Origin of the sequence: Flavobacterium aeripolare (assembly GCF_013294025.1) — a bacterium.
Taxonomy (GTDB): Bacteria; Bacteroidota; Bacteroidia; order Flavobacteriales; family Flavobacteriaceae; genus Flavobacterium.
The window spans coordinates 224,937-244,483 of sequence record NZ_JABSNL010000006.1 but is presented as its reverse complement, the minus strand read 5'-3'; the positions used below and the strand labels follow the sequence as shown (position 1 = coordinate 244,483).

At 34.4% G+C, this 19,547-nt stretch carries 12 protein-coding genes and 1 pseudogene; 3 read left to right on the top strand and 10 right to left on the bottom strand.

All coding sequences use genetic code 11. The features are described 5' to 3' along the window. Nucleotides 1–59 precede the first annotated feature (59 nt). The 4 genes from HNQ00_RS09060 to HNQ00_RS09045 all read right to left on the bottom strand — a co-directional run bounded on the left by HNQ00_RS09060 (nt 60) and on the right by HNQ00_RS09045 (nt 3,119). Nucleotides 60–614, bottom strand: a complete 555-nt coding sequence (locus HNQ00_RS09060) for an HNH endonuclease (RefSeq protein ID WP_173838005.1) — start codon at nt 612–614, stop codon at nt 60–62. A gap of 125 nt (nt 615–739) precedes the next feature. Beyond that, nucleotides 740–1,981: a hypothetical protein gene (locus tag HNQ00_RS09055; protein WP_173838004.1), complete on the bottom strand. Its 1,242-nt coding sequence runs from the start codon at nt 1,979–1,981 to the stop codon at nt 740–742. Then, entirely contained in the window at nt 1,978–2,403 is a 426-nt protein-coding gene (locus HNQ00_RS09050; RefSeq protein WP_173838003.1) for a hypothetical protein, read from the bottom strand. The genes HNQ00_RS09055 and HNQ00_RS09050 overlap by 4 nt, the downstream gene beginning before the upstream one ends. 368 nt (nt 2,404–2,771) lie before the next feature. Then, nucleotides 2,772–3,119, bottom strand: a complete 348-nt coding sequence (locus HNQ00_RS09045) for a helix-turn-helix domain-containing protein (RefSeq protein WP_173838002.1) — start codon at nt 3,117–3,119, stop codon at nt 2,772–2,774. 1,465 nt (nt 3,120–4,584) lie between these two features. On the opposite strand from HNQ00_RS09045, the gene HNQ00_RS09040 reads away from it, so the two are divergent. From HNQ00_RS09040 to HNQ00_RS09030, 3 genes are read left to right on the top strand one after another with little or no spacing between them, the layout of a single operon-like run. Next, nucleotides 4,585–7,614, top strand: coding sequence for a SusC/RagA family TonB-linked outer membrane protein (locus tag HNQ00_RS09040; RefSeq protein WP_173838001.1), 3,030 nt, complete (start codon nt 4,585–4,587; stop codon nt 7,612–7,614). Between the two features lie 19 nt (nt 7,615–7,633). Continuing rightward, nucleotides 7,634–9,061 carry a RagB/SusD family nutrient uptake outer membrane protein gene (locus HNQ00_RS09035; RefSeq protein ID WP_173838000.1) on the top strand — a complete coding sequence of 476 codons (1,428 nt, stop codon included), beginning with the start codon at nt 7,634–7,636 and terminating at the stop codon, nt 9,059–9,061. After that, nucleotides 9,051–11,738, top strand: coding sequence for a S9 family peptidase (locus HNQ00_RS09030; RefSeq protein ID WP_173837999.1), 2,688 nt, complete (start codon nt 9,051–9,053; stop codon nt 11,736–11,738). Before HNQ00_RS09035 ends, HNQ00_RS09030 begins: the two co-directional genes overlap by 11 nt. 57 nt (nt 11,739–11,795) lie before the next feature. Here the strand turns inward: HNQ00_RS09030 and HNQ00_RS09025 are convergent, their stop codons facing one another. The 6 genes and pseudogenes from HNQ00_RS09025 to HNQ00_RS09005 form a co-directional block, all read right to left on the bottom strand. Beyond that, a complete protein-coding gene (locus HNQ00_RS09025) occupies nt 11,796–12,077 on the bottom strand; it encodes a DUF6520 family protein (RefSeq protein WP_173837998.1) in 282 nt (93 codons plus the stop codon). Between the two features lie 97 nt (nt 12,078–12,174). Then, on the bottom strand, nt 12,175–12,609 hold the full coding sequence (locus tag HNQ00_RS16320; protein ID WP_254598475.1) for a hypothetical protein: 435 nt from the start codon (nt 12,607–12,609) through the stop codon (nt 12,175–12,177). Nucleotides 12,610–12,863: 254 nt separating this feature from the next. Continuing rightward, nucleotides 12,864–13,684, bottom strand: a pseudogene (locus HNQ00_RS16315) (MauE/DoxX family redox-associated membrane protein). Nucleotides 13,685–14,439: 755 nt separating this feature from the next. Further along, a complete protein-coding gene (locus tag HNQ00_RS09015; RefSeq protein ID WP_173838016.1) occupies nt 14,440–15,408 on the bottom strand; it encodes a DUF3078 domain-containing protein in 969 nt (322 codons plus the stop codon). 279 nt (nt 15,409–15,687) lie between these two features. Then, nucleotides 15,688–17,124, bottom strand: a complete 1,437-nt coding sequence (locus tag HNQ00_RS09010) for an MFS transporter (RefSeq protein WP_173837997.1) — start codon at nt 17,122–17,124, stop codon at nt 15,688–15,690. Between the two features lie 118 nt (nt 17,125–17,242). Beyond that, nucleotides 17,243–19,321, bottom strand: coding sequence for a beta-N-acetylhexosaminidase (locus HNQ00_RS09005; RefSeq protein WP_173837996.1), 2,079 nt, complete (start codon nt 19,319–19,321; stop codon nt 17,243–17,245). Between the last annotated feature and the right edge of the window lie 226 nt (nt 19,322–19,547).

Here is a 19,547-nt window from a genome sequence, read left to right as displayed (position 1 = left end):
AACCAGGATAAACATCTAATTTTAATGGAAAAATTAACAGCATAATTAATAATCGAAATTTAGAATAATACTCTTGTTTTATAGGGGTCAAAACAATAAGTTGTGGCAATATAACTTTTTAATTTTTTGGTAAATCTTTTATCCCACGTTGAGCTATTTATAAAAGTGCTAATATTTCTAAATAATTTTAATGTTACTGTACTCAAATATTGGTCTTCTATTGTTAAATATTCAATACAGGTACTACCAACGATTTTATAGCCCCAATTTGGATGATACGTTAAATGTTCATATCTGATTTCAGCTCCACATCCTTTGCGTTCACAAATCCCGTCTTTGTTGCCTAAATCTTCAACAGATATAAGAACCCATCCATATTCGGGTTCTATCAAATTATGCTCTCTTGCATGACAGCCCTTACAAAGTGTAATACAATCACTGTATGGATAGTCCCATGGTTCAAGGTTTGGTCTGTATACTTTATGATGTGCTTGAAGAATGACTTCAGACTCTTGTCTATCACATTTTAAGCATCTATTATTATCTCTAAGTTTTATCGCTATAGAGAATTCATGCCACTTATTGTTGTAATATGATTTTCTAAATTGATTCATCTATTTTTACGATTCTGGGGCTAAATATCATACAACGTGTTGCTATTTTGAGATGGTGGGGAATTTGTAACCTTTCTGCTTTGCATAATTTTATTACGAAACGACAATTCCACTAGCTCAATGCTTTATAAAAATTCAAAAACTGAATTATTTTCAAAATCTTCTATTGTTAAAGCAAAACTATCTTCTTTAAAAGGAAAAATTGAGTGAATTGTTATTTCTTTTTCTTTAGTCACTGAAATCAAATTTCTGTATCTTTTTGATGAAGGATATGTTCTGACATTAATAGCAGGAGTGTTTTCAATTATTTTTGCTTTCGAATTTTGATAAAGTACAACCTTATCAAAATATTCAACCACACAACCTTCTGGTACTATTGAGGTAGATAATGGTTTAAAGAAATTTGCGCTACCATTTTTTAATGTTGGTAAAGCCTTATTTTTTGATACAAAATATAATTGTTTGTCCTTTGGTTTGTTTAAATTTATATTCAAAAAACTTCCATCTTTCATAAAAAAGAATCCAGAAGTTGAGCTATTAAAACAATAATTGATTTCTTTTTTTTCTATTCTTGAATAATTCAATAAAGTTGAAAGGTCATACTTTGATGAACCAAAATCCGTTATTCTTCTTCTTTCGCTGTCTTCATCAAACTTTGAATAATTTAATTTATTTTCAATTTTTTCAGTTTCATTTACGTAATACTCAAAATCATTTTGCTTGTCATAATTTATAACATCGTAACCAGACCAAGCAGTTCTAATTGATTTTTCAGCAACAGGCTTCTCGTTAACTTTAAGATTGTTAGAACTGTTTAAAAAAGTTCCGTGAAATAATCCGTTGCTATTTGAAGAGATAATTATTTCTCCTGATTTAGCATTCAGGCAGGTTACTTTGCCGTCAAAACGTTTTTGAGGTTTAGTTGGTTCTAAATTATATCTGTCATCGGAATTTAAATTAATTTCATATAGTCCCTCTTTACTACCAACATATAAGCGCATTGCGTACATTTTGAGGTCAAGAACTGGCATTGAAGGAACTTCATCAATTACAGTATAATCGTTCTCATCAAGAATTATTGTAAATTCCATCTCTTCAGAAGCTTTTTCCCATAGATGAATAAAACTTTTTTTCATTTCTCCAATACCAAAAAACACTTCTGCCTGCCTATTATTTAGATAATCATTTCGCTGAAATGAAACCCTTATTAAATTTTCAAAATCAGGATACTCGTTTACGAGCTTAGATATAACACGAGATAAAGGTGAATAAACTATTTGACCATTTGATAGAATAAGAAATAAATGACCACTGTAAATGTAGCTCTCAATTGCATCTACTTTTAATGTGAATCTGAGAGTTTTCATATCGATCCTTTTAAAATTTTAATATGCATTCTTTTATCAATAACTTTATCTTTTAACCATTTGTCTACAGTTTTTGTACTTGGTTCAAACTCTCCACTATGAACAGGGAAACCGTGCCAAGGGTCTTCAATATTTGCTGGATTTGGAAAAAAAGATAGTCTTTCTTCTCCATCTCCGAGAATAATTTCTCCATTTTCTAAAATTCCAAATAACCCGCAATTCTCATTACAACCCCATTCCCCTTCGTCAGAAAGCTTAAAAACCTCATACTGTTCATTCTTTTTAAGAATCCATTTTGTTTTATCAGGATTTTTTTTTGCTGTCTTATTGTGATAAAAGACGGGATGATAAAAATTCTTATTTTCAGTTAGCCCAAAATTACCCTCTTTATTAATTGTGACTTTCGGAAATTTGTACTTCATTTGGTTTTTTTTAGTATTGCTGCTAAATTCAACAAGTAACATTTAAATTAAAGTTTCAATACAACTCATGCTATGTATCTTGGGACGTAAATAAAAGCTTTTTAGATTATTAATGCAATACCCACTTTTAGTGATATATTGAAAAATTTATCAACGATTAAAAGTAATGCATTATATTTTTTACAGTTTTCTAAATTATCGCCAAACATAAATCGAATAAAAAAAGATTCTCTAAGCCATTTAAAATCCAATTAATAGAAGAAAAAAAATAACTGGACAAGCAGCTAAACTTTTGAGGTACTTAATAGTGATATTCTTTATAATGTTTACATTTAGCTAATAAAGTATAATTATTTATTTATTGTAAATTATTTTAAAGGCTCAATCAGTATCACCTCTGACCTCAAAGCCTTAGTACCGCTTTCATTCATAGTTTGTTTTACGGTAACTTTAATTTTATCATATTGAGGAGTAGGGAACTTCATCAGATCTGAAATATTTTTATAACCAAAAGCCTTTGCTAATAATGCAATGTGACGTGTCGAATATTTGTGACGCTGAGTAAATGATTCAACATTTCCAACAAATGTTTTCGCCACACCCATTGCCATGCTTAAATCTTCCTTAGTAAAACCTATTGATTTTCTCAGTGCGACAATGTGATTAATCAACTCAAAATCAAATTGAGTAGTTTGAAATTCCAATATTTTTTCCATTAAAAGTAAATATTATATCCAACTTGTTGGATATTTGAATATTATTATTATATTTGTTCTAGCGAATTGATTATGAACCTCTAAAAGGTATAATTAGACGATGTTTTCTCGTTCCGTAAAGTCCTATTTTAGCAAACGAGAGTATCGTGAAATCGCTCCATGTCATAAAGTTTATTACTTTTGCAAACGGCATGCGAGCGGTTCTCACATATGCTTTCAATTGCAACCAGTAATTATTAATTATTGGTGAGGGTCGTAGGACACCCACGGATTGAAAGTGTGAGGCCGCTCCTTGCTTTTTCTGCAAGCACTCTTCATACCTGAAATACATCGTTCCATAACCATAAACCTATAAATTATGAGAACTAATTTTTTATGTATTACTCGTAGCAAACCACCTTAATTAACTACTAATTAAAGGTTCCTTTTGTCGCCCTCAACTGAAACAATCAATGGGTTGGCTAGGATAAGCAGAGAAGCACTCTTACAAGAGCAACTTCTACCATCAGTATAATTTATATACTGATACGTGAAACCCTACCCTGATATATAAAATGAGATTTATTACAAACAACATTTCTATCGTTATATCTCACCGCAAACCTAAGCTGCTTTTGGCACTTAGATTTCAGCCTTTCTATTTTAAACTCGCACTTTAAAAGTATTGTCTTTATTTCTATTTTCCAAATGGTATGCTTAAGTTTTTAGAATATGTTTTGCGAGGGGGAGCAAAAGGAGTTTTTGAACCAAAATAAAAAATAGATATTCATCTAAAAAATATTGATGGAATACATGCTATTATACTTAAAATCAACTATAAAATTAACAAAACCATTTATGACTTTATAATCTATTAAACCTAAACACCTGCACCAAAAAACCTTTTGAATAAAATGGACATAATTTAATTTGAGTTAGTTATCACAAGGTGCAGGTTATTTAGTAATCCTATAAAACCAAAAAAAACAGCTTGCTAATGATAGAATGGTAATAATGAATCAAAGAGATCAAAGAGAACCTGTCCCCTGTCGTCAAACAGATTAGAGAGTCATAACAAAACATTTGTTTAATCTAACCAACAACCAATATAATGAAATACTACAAACAAATACAAGCCGCTTTAATAGTGGCATTAATAACAATTATAATTCTTTGGCTTTATGGTTGCAGCAGAATTTTCTAAACGAGTCGTCCAGACCTAAAACAGATCTAAAAGGCTGTTTTTAAAGATATTGGGTTCAATTAATAAACGGTGCAACTTATTGAGAAGCTACAGTAACTAATAACCTTTAACGCACAACCATCAAACTTTTAAAGCCTATGACTAAATAAAAAATTAACCTTAATGCCTTAGCGCCTTTGTGGCTCATCACACAAAAAAAAGACCCTCTACCCCTGTCGTCAAACAAAATAGAGAGTCACAGTAAAACAAAACGCATGTTTCATCTAACCAATAACCAAAATTATGAAAAATAGTTCATTAATCAACGGGAGTAGGACAATAGTGTATTCCCTTATTTTAGGGTTGTACCTGTTCCTTACCCCTGTCCTAGCTTACAACGGCAGCAATTTTCTAAAACTCAACCTTCAAACCCATCAAGTAAGCGGCACCATTACAGATTCTAATGGCCCATTACCAGGCGTAACGGTTACTATCAAAGGAACAAATACGGCTGTCATTACAGACTTTGATGGGAAATATCAAATAGCGGCTTCCCCTAGCGCTACGCTAGTCTATTCCTTTATGGGGTATAAGACGGTCTCTATGCCAATCAATGCGCTTAAAATGATTGATATCGTTTTGCAAGAAGATGCCACAACGCTTCAAGAAGTACGCGTCAATGCGGGATACTATTCCGTCAAGGAAAGCGAACGTACTGGTAGTATTGCCAGAATTACAGCAAAAGACATAGAAAAACAGCCTGTAACTAATGTACTGGCAGCTATGCAGGGAAGAATGGCTGGAGTTAGTATCACGCAAAATACTGGAGTGTCTGGCGGTAGTTTTGACATCCAGATTAGAGGACAAAACAGTTTGCGCGCTGATGGAAACAAGCCTCTTTACATCATTGACGGTGTTCCTTATGCTTCAGAAGCGCTAGGTTCTGATTTAACTGGTACAGTCCTGCCTGGCGGAATCAGTCCACTAAACAGCATCAATCCCGGAGATATCGAAAGTATTGAAGTCCTTAAAGATGCTGATGCAACAGCCATTTATGGATCCCGTGGCGCTAATGGTGTGGTACTCGTAACTACTAAAAAAGGCAAAGAAGGCAAAACAAAATTCACTACGAATGTTTCTACTGGTTTTGGGAAAGTCACCCGACTGATGGATTTGATGAATACCTTGCAATACTTGCAAATGCGAAAAGAAGCATTTGTTAATGATGGTATTCCCTATGGTTATTCTGATTATGATGTTAACGGTACTTGGGATCAAAATCGCTATACTGATTGGCAAAAGACATTTGTTGGAGGAACTGCTGAGTTTACTGATTTGCAATCATCCGTCTCAGGCGGATCGTCACAAACGCAATTCATCATCAATGGAAACTTTCACAAAGAAACAACCGTTTTTCCTGGCGATTCTAATTATAAAAAAGGAAATATACACTCTCAACTGAGTCAGGAATCAGAAAACAAAAAATTTAGACTCAATTTTTCGATGGGTTATACCGCACAGGAAAACAACCAACCAGGGATTGATATTACGCAACAAGCCATTCTTCTTCCGCCTAATGCACCAGCTTTGTATGATGCGCAGGGAAATTTAAACTGGGAAAACAGTACCTGGAATAATCCTCTTGCTAACCTAAATGGAAAATATATATCCCGCACCAATGACTTATTTGTCAACAGCTTGTTGTCTTACAACATCCTCCCCCATTTAATTGCTAAAACAAGTATTGGTTTTACAGATACTCGTTTTGATGATAGCCGCACACAACCTTCTACTTTGTATGATCCTGCCTATGAAGTAGGAAGTGAATATTCATCTATTTATGTCAATACCACGAACAGAAAATCATGGATCATCGAGCCCCAAATATCATGGAAAAAAGAATTTGGCAAAGGGAAAACAGAAGTGCTATTGGGAAGTACTTTCCAACAGCAGAAGACCCTTCAACTAGTACAAGAGGCAAACGGATTTAGTAGCAATAGTCTGCTTTATAATCTTTCCTCCGCCTTTAATGTATATGATCTTTTGCATGAGGAATACGTTTACAAATATCAAGCGTTCTTTGGTAGGGTTAACTTCTCATGGGCGAACCAATACATCCTCAATTTTACTGCTAGAAGGGACGGTTCAAGTAGATTTGGTGCACAGAAACAGTTTTCCACTTTTGGAGCGATTGGAAGTGCATGGTTGTTTTCCAATACCAATTTTATAAAAGATAATCTTCCTTTTTTAAGTTTTGGAAAACTTAGGGCTAGTTATGGTACTACAGGAAATGACCAAATTGGGGATTATCAGTTTTTAGATACTTACGGCTCTTCTGGAAACAATTATGGGGGAGTTGTCGGACTGGAACCAATACGCTTGTTTAATCCCAATTTTGGATGGGAGACCAATAAAAAATTAGAATTCGCATTAGAAACCGGTTTTATACAAGACCGAATTTTTTTAACAGCAGGCTGGTATAACAATCAATCTTCAAACCAATTAGTGGGAATTCCACTCCCTGCAACAACCGGGTTTAATTCCTTACAAGCAAACTTAGACGCAACAGTACAAAACAGAGGAATCGAGTTAACATTACGTACCATTAATTTTCAAAAACAGTCCTTTATCTGGACCAGCAGTTTTAATTTGACAATCTCGCGTAATAAACTATTGTCTTTTCCCAATCTTAAAGGGTCAACATACGAGAATCAATTTGTAATAGGTAAGCCTTTAAATATTAAAAAAGTATACCATTATACGGGTATTGATCCGGCAACCGGTATCTATCAATTTGAGGATTTTAATAATGATGGCTCACTTACGGCGGCAGAGGACAAACAGTCCATCCGTGATTTGAATCCAAAATATTTTGGAGGGTTTCAAAATACAATTACCTATAAAAACTGGCAATTGGATTTTTTGTTTCAGGGGGTCAAGCAACTAAATTACAGTGGATCTTATACTACGGGAATACCTGGGACGATGATAAATCAGCCAGCAACAGTTGTTGATCATTGGCAAAATTCAGGAGACAGTGCGCTTTATCAACAATATACTACAGGAGTAAATGGTGTAGCAGTGTCCGCATTTTACAATTTTTACTCCAGTGACGCCATGATTGTAGACGCATCCTATATTCGTCTCAAAAATTTGTCCTTGTCCTATACTGTTCCGCAACAATGGATCAAAGGTATCAATTGCCGATTCGTATTTCAAGGTCAAAACTTGCTTACCATTACCTCGTATCGCGGAGCAGACCCCGAGTCCAGATTTAGTTCAAGTCTCCCGCCTTTAAAAGTATTTACGACTGGAATCCAACTTACTTTTTAACCCTTTAATTTCAAACATTATGAAACAAATATCATTTTTCCGATTTATCCAGCAAGGTAAAGCTGGAATAGTAACCAATAGATTGCTTATCCCATTCCTTGCATTTAGTCTGCTTCTGAGTAGCTGTGATAATTTTGTCGATGTGGAACTCCCAACATCACAACTTACGGCAAGCGCCGTTTTTCAGGACAAGGCTACAGCCAATGCGGCTATGGTGAGTATTTATGCCAAAATGAGAGATACAGGCATTTTAAGCGGGAATGTTTCAGGGCTATCCAATGAACTTGGGAACTATGCAGATGAACTTGATTATTATGGCGGTATTTCTGGAACGACCCGAAATTTTTACAACAACAGCATCCTTGCTTCTAATACCGAAATTTTTAGTTGGTGGAGCAGCAGCTACAGCCAAATTTATGCTGCGAATGCAATTATCGAAGGGGTTAGCGCTTCTACTGTATTGGCTAAAGTGGACAAAGACCAACTTACTGGCGAAGCATTATTTGTAAGATCCTTACTTACTTTTTATCTTCTAAATCTATACGGTGACGTGCCCTACATTACGACAACGAATTATCAGTTAAATAAAGTGGCACACAGAATGCCTTATTCGGAGCTGTATTCCCACATCATCAGTGATTTACAACTTTCTGCTTCATTGCTATCGGACAACTATATTTCTACCGATCGGGTACGTCCTAATAAGTCTGTGGCCATGTCACTATTAGCAAGGGTCTATCTTTATAATAGCTCATGGGCAGAAGCAGCCGATACCGCTTCGTACCTCATCAATAATACCGGAGTATATCCTTGGGAAAATAATCTGGAGGCCATCTTCTTAAAAGAAAGTAGTACCACTATTTGGCAATTTATGCCTCGTACCGATGGGCAAAATACGCAGGAAGGAGAAACTTTCATCTTTACCTCAGGACCGCCGCCCACTGTTGCTTTGAGTGATCAACTCCTAAATGATTTTGAAATTGGGGATCAACGGAAGATTCATTGGGTAAAAACAATAACAAACGGAAGTGATAGCTGGTCTCATGTCAATAAGTATCGTCAAAAATCAAATACTTTGGGAGCAATGGAATACTCTGTCGTATTTCGTTTAGCAGAGCAATACTTGATTCGTGGTGAAGCACGAGCGCAACAAGGGGATCTTATTGGAGCGAAAGAAGATTTGAACAAAATTAGAAATACTGCAGGCCTAGCGAACACTACTGCTCTGAGTAAATCGGATATTCTTACTGCTTTATTGCAGGAGAGAAAGGTGGAACTTTTTACCGAAATGGGGCATCGCTTCTTTGACCTTAAAAGAACAAACCAACTCGATGCCGCATTAACAGTCGTAAAACCAGGATGGAATACTACGGATAGGTTGTTCCCCTTACCTGAATCGGAAATTTCATTAAATCCCAATCTGAATCCACAAAATAATGGCTATTAAAATGCAATATACTATAGAAAATATAACTCATACTTCTGTTAGATATCTAACTGGAATAAAGGCGTACTTTGTAGGTCTGATACTCCTTTTGATTTCATGCCCTGGGACTGCACAAAACAACAATAAAAAAGAACTTATAGCTGCCGATTATTCTTTATGGAGTTATCTCACCTTGCAAAAACTCTCTGAAAATGCAAAATGGATTAGTTATTCGCTGTCTTATCAAAATGGCAACGATACTCTATTTGTTAAGAACAGTACTAATTCAAAAACCTTTACTTTTCCTGGCGCAAGTGGAGGAAAATTTTACGCAGATAAATGGTTTTTGATAAAAAGTCCAAATGGAGAACTAAAAATCACTGATTTACTTACCTCAAAACAAGAGAATATAGAAAAAGTAGTTCAATATGATTTGAGCGTTTACACCAAAGATATACTCATATTGAAAAAAGTTAACCATGAGAAAAAACAGCTGCAGCTAAAAAATCTGGCAACTGGTAAATCCCTTATTCTAGAAGATGTGGACAAGTACTGGTATAATCAGCAGAATGATGGCCTTGTTTATACTTCAAAGTCAGGAAACCATACGATAATTTCCCTCTTCAACTTAAGGGATAAAACTACCTCAGTAATCGCTAATACAACCGCAGCTTGTGACTACTCCGATATTACTTGGCAAAAAAACGGAAAGTCTGTTGCTTTTATAAAGCACCCTTTAGAGAATGATAAAAAAACAGAATCCACTTCAGTAGGCTATTATGATATAGAACAAGCTAAATTATATACTTTTAATCCATCTATACAAGATATTTTTCCAGCAAATATGAAAATTTTCTCTTCCTCTTTTGAAAAACTTAGCATTTCTGATGATGGCAGGCGTATATTCTTTGGAATGGAAAAAACGACAGCTCCTATTGACCCTTTGCAAACGCAAATTTGGAATGCAGATGACAAATTTCTTTATCCTGTCAAAGTAAACAATGATAATTGGAATAAAATAGCCAAAGTGGCTGTATGGTGGCCTCAGCAGAACCGCTTTAGCCCCATTACTGATAATGAATTTCCTAAAATGATGTTAAGTGGAGACCAGAAATATGCTTTTATCTACAACCCAGCTACGTATGAACCACAAGAAAACCGTGATGCTCCCTTGGATATTTATATTTTGAATCTGGAAACAGGAGAGCGAAAATTAGTATTGCAAAACCAATCAACAGGTGGAGGGACTTCGATTTCTATTTTCGAAAAACATATTGCCTATTTTAAAAATAAGGATTGGTGGATTTATGATATAACTCGTGGATTACATAGAAATCTTACCAAGGAACTTGGTGTGTTTTTCTCAGATAACGAATCAGACTGGCCCGAAGAGGCATCTCCTTTTGGTAACCCAGCATGGATACAAGCAGATAATACACTTCTTGTATATGATAAGTATGACATTTGGAGTATTGCACTCGATGGATCAAGTGCCCGTAGACTGACCAAAGGTCGAGAAAACAAAACTACTTATAGAATCGCACCTCAATCACCACAGCTTTATGACAAAATGAATTACGATGGTGGGTATAAAATTATGTACCAACCCTCTGAAAGATTAGTGCTAAAAACCGAAGCATTGGAACATAAGGGATATTGTTTTTGGGATAAAAAAAATGGAGTACAACCTTTATTGGATAAAAAAATGCATACCAGCCGACTCCTAACTGGTCAAAATAATGACTGTTATGTGTATCAAGAAGAAAACTATAATTTCCCTCCGAGATTACTTTTTAAACAGAACTCAAATTCAAAAGAGAAAGTACTCTTTCAAAGCAATCCACAGCATTTTAAATACAATTGGGGACGGTCTAAGCTCATTAGCTATACCAATTCTAAAGGCACTATTCTGAATGGTGTATTATTTTATCCTGCCAATTATAATTCCCAAATCAAATATCCTATGATTGTACATTTATACGAAAAGCAATCGAAAGAATTGTATAAATATGTAAACCCATCTCAGAACAACCCGACAGGATTTAATATTAGCAATTTTACATCAAATGGATATTTTGTTTTTTTACCTGATATTGTTTATGAAATTGAAAATCCAGGACCTTCAGCAGTAGATTGTGTCGTATCAGCTACTAAAAAAGTCATTGATAGTGAATCTATTGACAGATCCCGAATAGGTATCACTGGTCATTCCTATGGAGGATATGAAACGGATTATATAATTACCCAAACTGATATGTTTGCAGCAGCGGTGGCTGGGGCCGCTATTACTGATTTTGTTAATGGTTACCTTTGGGTTGTCCCAGGATATGGAATACCTAATTTCTACCATTATGAGTTTGGACAACTAAGAATAGGTAAATCTTTATATGAGGATTACCCCGCATATTTAAGAAACTCCCCACTTTATCATGCAGATAAAGTAAATACACCACTATTGTCTTGGGCAGGTGATCAAGACGGCCAGATAGATCATAATCAAACTATAGAATTTTATCTGGCACTGAGACGCCTTGGTAAAATAAATACCATGTTACTCTATCCCGGAGCAAATCATGTTTTAATGGAAAAAAAACATCAAGAAGACTTAACCCAACGAATTGAACAGTGGTTCGATTATTATTTAAAGGACAAAAAAGAGTCTGTGTCGTCCTTGAAAAAAGGGAACATTCCCCAGTAAAAAACAATGCAGTTCCTTTGCTGGAACTGCATTGCCCTTTTCTACTAACAATAAACACTAGGGTCTATAAACCGTTACTGTACATTGATTTGCCGAATTTTTAGCAAACAATGGCGTAGCCCCTGGTACTAATCCTACGGTACAAATGTTTCCATTGTTAATAGTTGAACACATATCACGTTGTTCACATGACGTTCCTTGTGGATTAAGTTTAACATACCCTTGAACTGTTGCTACTGTTTTAGAACGCACATTCATGGCATTGGTTGTAAATGCCCCTGCTACCGCAAGAGCAAATACGGCAACAGGAATACCCTGTTTGATAAAATTTGCTTTCATAATTAATAAAATTAAAATTATTTTTGATCTACTCTTTGACAGGTTTTCGATCGTTCCCCCGACACTGGCCAGTATATTTTAAAGACATTATTCTTTTCTACTTTTGATCGTTATTTACATTAGTTGATAGTAATCCTTTGTTTAACTTATATTGAACTAAATGACTTCCTATAAATCCATAAAAATTATCATCCAGCACAAAAAAGTTCTTCAACTTTTCATCATCATAATCATAGATGTAAAAGCTCCCTACATAGGTATTCGTGTTTAGATTGTATACATCAATGATAGTTGCTTCCTCCCACATTTCTAGAGGTTCATATTGTCCAATTAATGCTGAATTGACAAACAGTAAATTGTTAGAAACCGCACTAGACTTATTAACCATTAAAGGGGGCGCTGCCAGTTTGCGCTCTTTTCTACTTGTCACGTCAACAACTTTAATCTGAGCCTTACTAATAGTGTCTATTGTCTTACCTCGATAGCTAATATTCAGTGCCTGATCTGCAACAATGAATTGGTTGCGATACAAATAGATATAAACTAACCGATTAAGGGCTTTGTCAAAATGAAGATAGCCGTCTACATCAAAAATTCCATCAATCTGTTTCTGTAAAAGATTGGCATTAAAATATGTTTTAGGAGAACTTCCAAAATATAAGGTTCCAAGAATACTTTCGCCTTTTATATTGTAATTGGATCGAAATACTAAATTAAGGGAATCAATAAGCTGGTAATGAGAAAAAGTAGTTGCTCCGTTCCATAATAAATTAGCATTCCAATCGGCTATTTTCCTACTGGTACAGTTCCATCAATAAGATAAAAATTTGGAGGTAGAATGCGAACTTGAACAGATTGAAATTTAAAATCAGTTCGATTAGGATGAATCTTAAATTCATTCTTTTTAAGTAAAGACTTATCCATCGTGGTCACTAGAAGAGGAGCTGTATAATTCCCCAAATATATTTTGCCCTCACCAGCCCCTGCAAAATAATAAGAATTAAAATCGAGATCAATTTCTCCAACTTTTGTAGCATCATCTGGGAAGCGACGAACAAAATTATTTCGATGATGCATAATATCTTCTGATACAATAAAAAATAAGACCACGATACCGGTACTTAAAACTGCCGTGCTAATCAGTGAGAGAAAAATCGCATATGGCTTTGCACTAAATTGGGATATTTTTTTTTTGGAAAGAATACAGATTCCTACAACGGATAAAGCGACAAAGAAAACATTAAATATTAAGTGAGTTGACCAACCCATTTTTTCAAGAATTCCTCCGCATGAACAAGGTACAAAAGAACTAAAATTTAAAATAACTACTATATAAGTGGTAAACATAATCATAAGACTAAAGGCAGCAAAAAGACCTATGATTCTCCATCTATTAAAAATAATCAGTAGAGAAATAAGTAATTCCAAAACAGGAACAGTCCATGCCACCCAACTGGAAAACTACTTAATAAGGGAGACTGTCCCAGTTGCACTTGGAAGTTCTCGAAATCCAGCAATTTGCTAACTGCTGCATAGACAAATAGAAGAACAAATAGCAGGCAAATTGTCTCTAGAACTATATTCTTAATTCTTTCATTAAATTTCATGTTTTCTGTAGTTTTAGTTTAAACCATTGCATTTATGAAATAGTATAATTCAATCCTTTGCAATTAGAACGAAAACAAAATTACAACACGCTATTTAATAGACTGTTATCTAAAACGTGCCAACATTTTTCAAAAACAGGCTTTTTTTAGTTAAAATTTTAAAATGTTGGTAATACTCAGAAATAAAGACATTAATTAATCACTTGACTTTACCAGTAACTCATAATCTTAAACTAAATTTTAAAAACCAATTCAGTGTTCAACTGTATTTCCTCTCACTTCTTAAATTCTTTTTTTTTATTGCATTTAATGTTTTATCCGATAAATGATTTTGAATGAAAGTTAAAGAATCTAGACCGAAATTTAACCTTCTAAAAAACACTTAAAATTAAAAATACCTACTAAATAAAAAACATAAATGCATGTAAATCAATTAATTACACTAAAAAAACCACAACTGTCTAACAACGCTAAAATTGGAATCAGGTGTTCGATTGAAGTCTCAGTCACTCCACAAACGACAAATGACGCCATTGGAAGACAATTGGTGTCATTTTTTTTCTCTACATCGTACGGAAATTTAGTATAGATTTAGTAATTGAAGGTTTAAGCAATCAAAATAATCACAAAGATGTTGCTTAACCTAAGCTGTGTTTTTTGTTTGCATATCTACTGTACCACTATAAACAACAATTAGTAGATTCGGGTCGTGATTCTTAATGAGATCGCAGATTAATAGATCAATAAAACTTGTACTAAAAATTATAGATGATTCCTACTCCTAAAACTTGTTTTAATTGTGTTTTTGGGCCTAAGATAACCTGCTTTCCACCGATTTCTTCTTTGGCTTTTATATCATCGTCATAGATAATGTGGATTCCAATGTTTGTTTTTACATGTTCGTTTACCACTAATTCTAACGAAAGGTCATTATCAACATCAATGTTGCCAAATTTATTTATATAATCCGAATACAAACTAATTCTATTTTCAATAGTGATGTTTTTTAATATTTCTTTTTTATAAAAGCTAGTTAACAGAAAACCAAGTTCCAATTTTGATTTTTCTCCTTCCGTAATTAATTTTCCATCCAGATCATACAGTGCTTTTTTTACACCAAAAGCGCCCTGATTAGCTAATCTTTGGTCAGACACAATTGTTATTTTGGAAGTAAAAGGAGATAAGTAAAGTAATTTGTGCTTGTCTTTTGTAGCATATTCTGCTCCAAGCCCTAAAAAAATGTACGCAGGTGCAAAAGGTCTTGATACTGATATATCCTTATTTGGATACGCATACCCATCCGTGAATTGGGTAGAAAAATTAAATTTGGCTGTATGATACCAGTTCGATACAGTGTCGTGGCGGTAGCCTAAAGCAGAATTTAACTGCAGTACATCTTCCGTCTTTCGCAATTCAATACCATCTTGTTTATTTAGGCCATAACGTACAATTAATTCGTTTGTCCAGTTGTAATTGTCTTTCGTATATACTCTATTAAATTTACCTTTTAATAATCCAGAAATAGAGCTAGTTCCACCAGCATTCCAATTCACAAAGGCAATTTCAGAGATATCAAATCCAATGCGATTTTTTTTAACCCAATGAGAAAGAGTGTCTGGTCCAATCACTTTAGGGACATCTATAGTAGTAATGATTTTTTGGGAGAACATAGTGGCTGAAGACAGCAATACAAAAAACAGTATGGACGAAGAAACTAATTTCATTATCATATCATTGTGTTTAGTGGATGCAAACAATTATTTTTATCCAATTGAAAAACTATTTATAAGTCTTTAATTTCAATCTTGTAATTTTACCGTAATCGTTCAACGGTTTTGTATTTTATGAACTTAGCGTGAGTACAAGGACACATATTCTTGGCTACATAAGCTAAAATTCCATTCCAAAGCGTCCCTGTACAGTCAAATGTTCGATATACATTAAAGAAATTTTATTTTAGAACGAAAATTTTTATTTATACAATTACTTTATTCTACTTAAAACTAATGCCCTCCGGCTATTTTAGTATCAAAATTAATTCCTTGGGCTTTAAGAATACCACTGACCCTCCAAGCATAAAAAACCAAATAGGCAAAACATAAAACGCCTACAATATAACTATTTTGAATACCGATAACTTCTGAAATGGATCCTTGCAACCAGCTCACAATTCCACCACCCATAATCATCATTATTAAGAAACTACTCCCTTGACTCGTGTGCTTTCCTAATCCGCTTACTGCCAAAGTAAAGATACAAGGCCACAGCGTACTACAGAATAAACCAACGCTGGTGATAGCATAAACACTAACCATCCCACTTGTACCCATTCCTATTAGTAGCGCTACTATTCCTAAGGACGAAAAAATGAGTAGCATTCTCGCAGGATTTCCTTTACTAGCAATGTCTGCGGCAATCAATACTAAAATAACTAAACCATAAATATAGAATGGAGTCAAATCATGTTTAGCAATAGCATTTACAGCTAAGAACACGCCAAAAGCCAAATAAGGAGCCAAGAAACGCAGTACTCTTCGCAAGTTCATATCATTCGTAAATGCTTCAACAGCTCCGGTCCAACGACCAATCATTAAACTCGCCCAATATAAGGAAATGTAGGGAGCGACATCTTGTGTTAAAAACCCTAAATGCTTTTCCATATAAGCTGGTAAATTACTGGCAGTAGAAACCTCAACACCAACATATACAAAAATGGCAACCATCCCTAAAACCAATTGAGGGTACTGTAAGGCTGATCTTTTTGAAACAGCCGCTTCGTCTATCACTTCTAAGATTGTTTTGGGTTTTTCTGGAAGTGACGAGAATTTTAATAAGATCGCTACAATTAAAAAAGCCAGTCCCAATACTAAATAAGGGATTTTCACACTTTCAATACTCATCTCAGTGCTACCTGCTACATTTGTACCAAAAATAGCAAAACTCACAATTAGAGGACCAATGGTAGTTCCAAGATTATTGATTCCTCCTGCCATTGTTAAACGTTGTGATCCCGTGGTCAATGGGCCTAAAGCAATAGCCAGTGGATTTGCAACAGTTTGTTGTAAAGAGAAACCCAAGGCTACAATGAATAAGCCGGATAACATTAAGGGAAAAGAACTCATATTTGCCGCAGGGTAAAAGAGCAATGTTCCCATTGCAGAAATAGCCAACCCTAAAGCTAATCCATTTTTATACCCAATCTTATTGACAATATCTTGTTTTATTAAAAGAGAAATCCCCATATATATCAAAGAACCTACTGTATAAGCAATGTAAAAGGCCAAAGAGACTAACTGACTCTCCCCTTGCGACAAATCAAACGCTTTTTTAAATACTGGTATTAATATGTCATTACTGGCAGCTACAAATCCCCAAAAGAAGAATACAATAGCTAAAGGGATAAATTGTCCCCATTTCGTTTCTGAATTTTCTGTATTCATGGTAAAATAATTGATTAATTAAAAATTAGTTAGTAGTTAAATATTTTTAGCCTAAAAGTTCCTTAAATAGATCTAATACTGAATTCTATTATACATCAATCAGCACAGTGTCTATTTTTCAGTCCTTTAAATCTATATATGTTACCATCTTTTTTAAACTGGCATATACTGCTAGTTCAACATCCGCATGGTTTTTAGCATTGCATTCCTCTAATAAATTACTCAGAAGAGAAGAGTCCGTTTTCTTTTTCTCCAGGGCCAATAAAATTTGCACTGAAATATCACTTAGACTTTTTGACAAAGGTAAAAGTGGTTGAACCAAAGGTGCATTGGCACTCATCTCCACTAAATCTGAATTCATATTGATCCACTTGCTGAAATAATTAGTAAGTGCAACTTGATTTTCACCACTTTTATCTACCAAATAATTATCTACAATTACATTAAAATCATAGGCGTCAGAAGCGTCAGAAGTACAAGCGTCTGCAAATAAAGTAAATGGTGAATACGTTTGATATTCGGTTCCACCACTATTTCGTGTATAAATTTTTAATGGTTCGCAAACATTAGAAAAGTCTTTGAGAGCGGTAGTTTCCTGATTATTACTAATATTTCTCAAGAGTACTCCTTTGTTTTTTAAATGTGTTATTCCAAGTTCTTCCAAATGGAAGGAAACTCCTTTTATTCTTTTGTGCAAACTATTCAAGTCAGTAATATCACGACTCGACCAGAGTCGTTCAGCTATCGCGGCTGTTCTAGGCCAAATTCTAGAATCTATAGTCAAAGGAGTTACTAACTCGCTCCACATAGTTGCCTCTCCACCTAATATTCGTTCTTTTTCTTCTAAGCTTAGAACTGTATTTTTAGGTATTGGATCATTCAAATAATGGTCTTCCATATTTTGCATCAAATCAAGATAATATCCGTTTGACAAAACTGTTTTATAACCATTTTTTGCAGCTGCTGCAATAGAACTACCTTTTGACAGACCTTCGTTTAGTCCTTTCCATGAATGAATAATAGCGCTTTTAGACATGTTCTTTGTCATTATTTCCTCCCACCCCATTAATTGTTTGTTATGCTTTCTTAGCATTGGGACCAATTGCATCGTAAAATAGGTTTGTAATTCGTGGTTATTTGCTAACTTCTTTTCTCTCTTAAACTCTTGTATTTTAGGATTAGTATCCCAATCTTTTCCTTCGTTCTCATCGCCTCCAATATGGAAATAGTCACCGGAGAATAAAGGACAAACTTCATCAAAAATTTCACTCAACAATTGATATGTTTTGGGATTTGAAGGATCTAATGTAGGCGTAAAAATCCCTGCATTTCTTTCAATCGAATAGTTCACTAAAGTTTGCTCGTTTGTTTTTAAAATCCCTTTGTCTAAATTATTTTTTTTACTACCTAATTCAGGATACGCAGTTAGCAAGGCAGATGCGTGTCCAGGAACATCAATCTCTGGAACAACCATAATACCTCTTTCATCGGCATATTTTACGATGCTTCTAATTTCTTCTTGAGTATAATAATCTCCATCTGAAGCTAGTTCTGTAAGTTTTGGATGGTTTTTAACTTCAATTCTCCAACCCTGATCATCGACCAAATGCCAATGAAACACATTCATTTTAACCGAAGCCATCGCATCAAGATTTCTTTTGATGACATCCACTGGCTGAAAGTGTCTGGCCGCATCAATCATCAATCCCCTCCAAGTAAATCTTGGATTATCTGAAATAACAGCTGTTGGAAAATAGAAATCCGTACTGTTGTTTTGCAATAGCTGTAGTAAGGTTTCTAAAGCATGAAGGGCGCCAAGGTCATTAGCAGCATTAATTCGTATTAGATTTGGTTCTACCTCCAAAACATAATTTTCGTCTTCATTTAATCCTAAGACACCACTACTCTGACAGTTTATTTGTAATTCAGCAGATGGAAACTCATTGATCTTTGTAATGAATCCCTGCTCCAGAAACAATCCAGTCCTGCCATCTAGCCTTCTTAAAAAATGCGTTGCGCCCACAAAAATCCTTGAGTTGGGATCCCCGGTAATATTAACTTTAAAGTTTTTTGTTAGGGTAAAAACACCTTTATTTAGATTTATATTTTGAGGCCATGGCATCAAATCCAGTTGTTCTTTTTTAATTTGAGCATTTGATACAAAAGCAACAAGCAATAACATTAAAATATTCTTCATAATTTACTATCCTATTTTTTAAGCTGTAATTAATTCTTAAATCGTTTAAAAAGCTTCTATGTTTTATATGTATTCATTTCAAAATCAACACACTATTTAGCCGTAAATTTTAAGTATTACTCGGACCTTAATATGAATCCTTAATCAATAACATCTTTATAGCTAATATTCTGTATAAATTCTAAAGTATTTTAGGTTCTGCTTATTTTCACACTTAACTTATTAG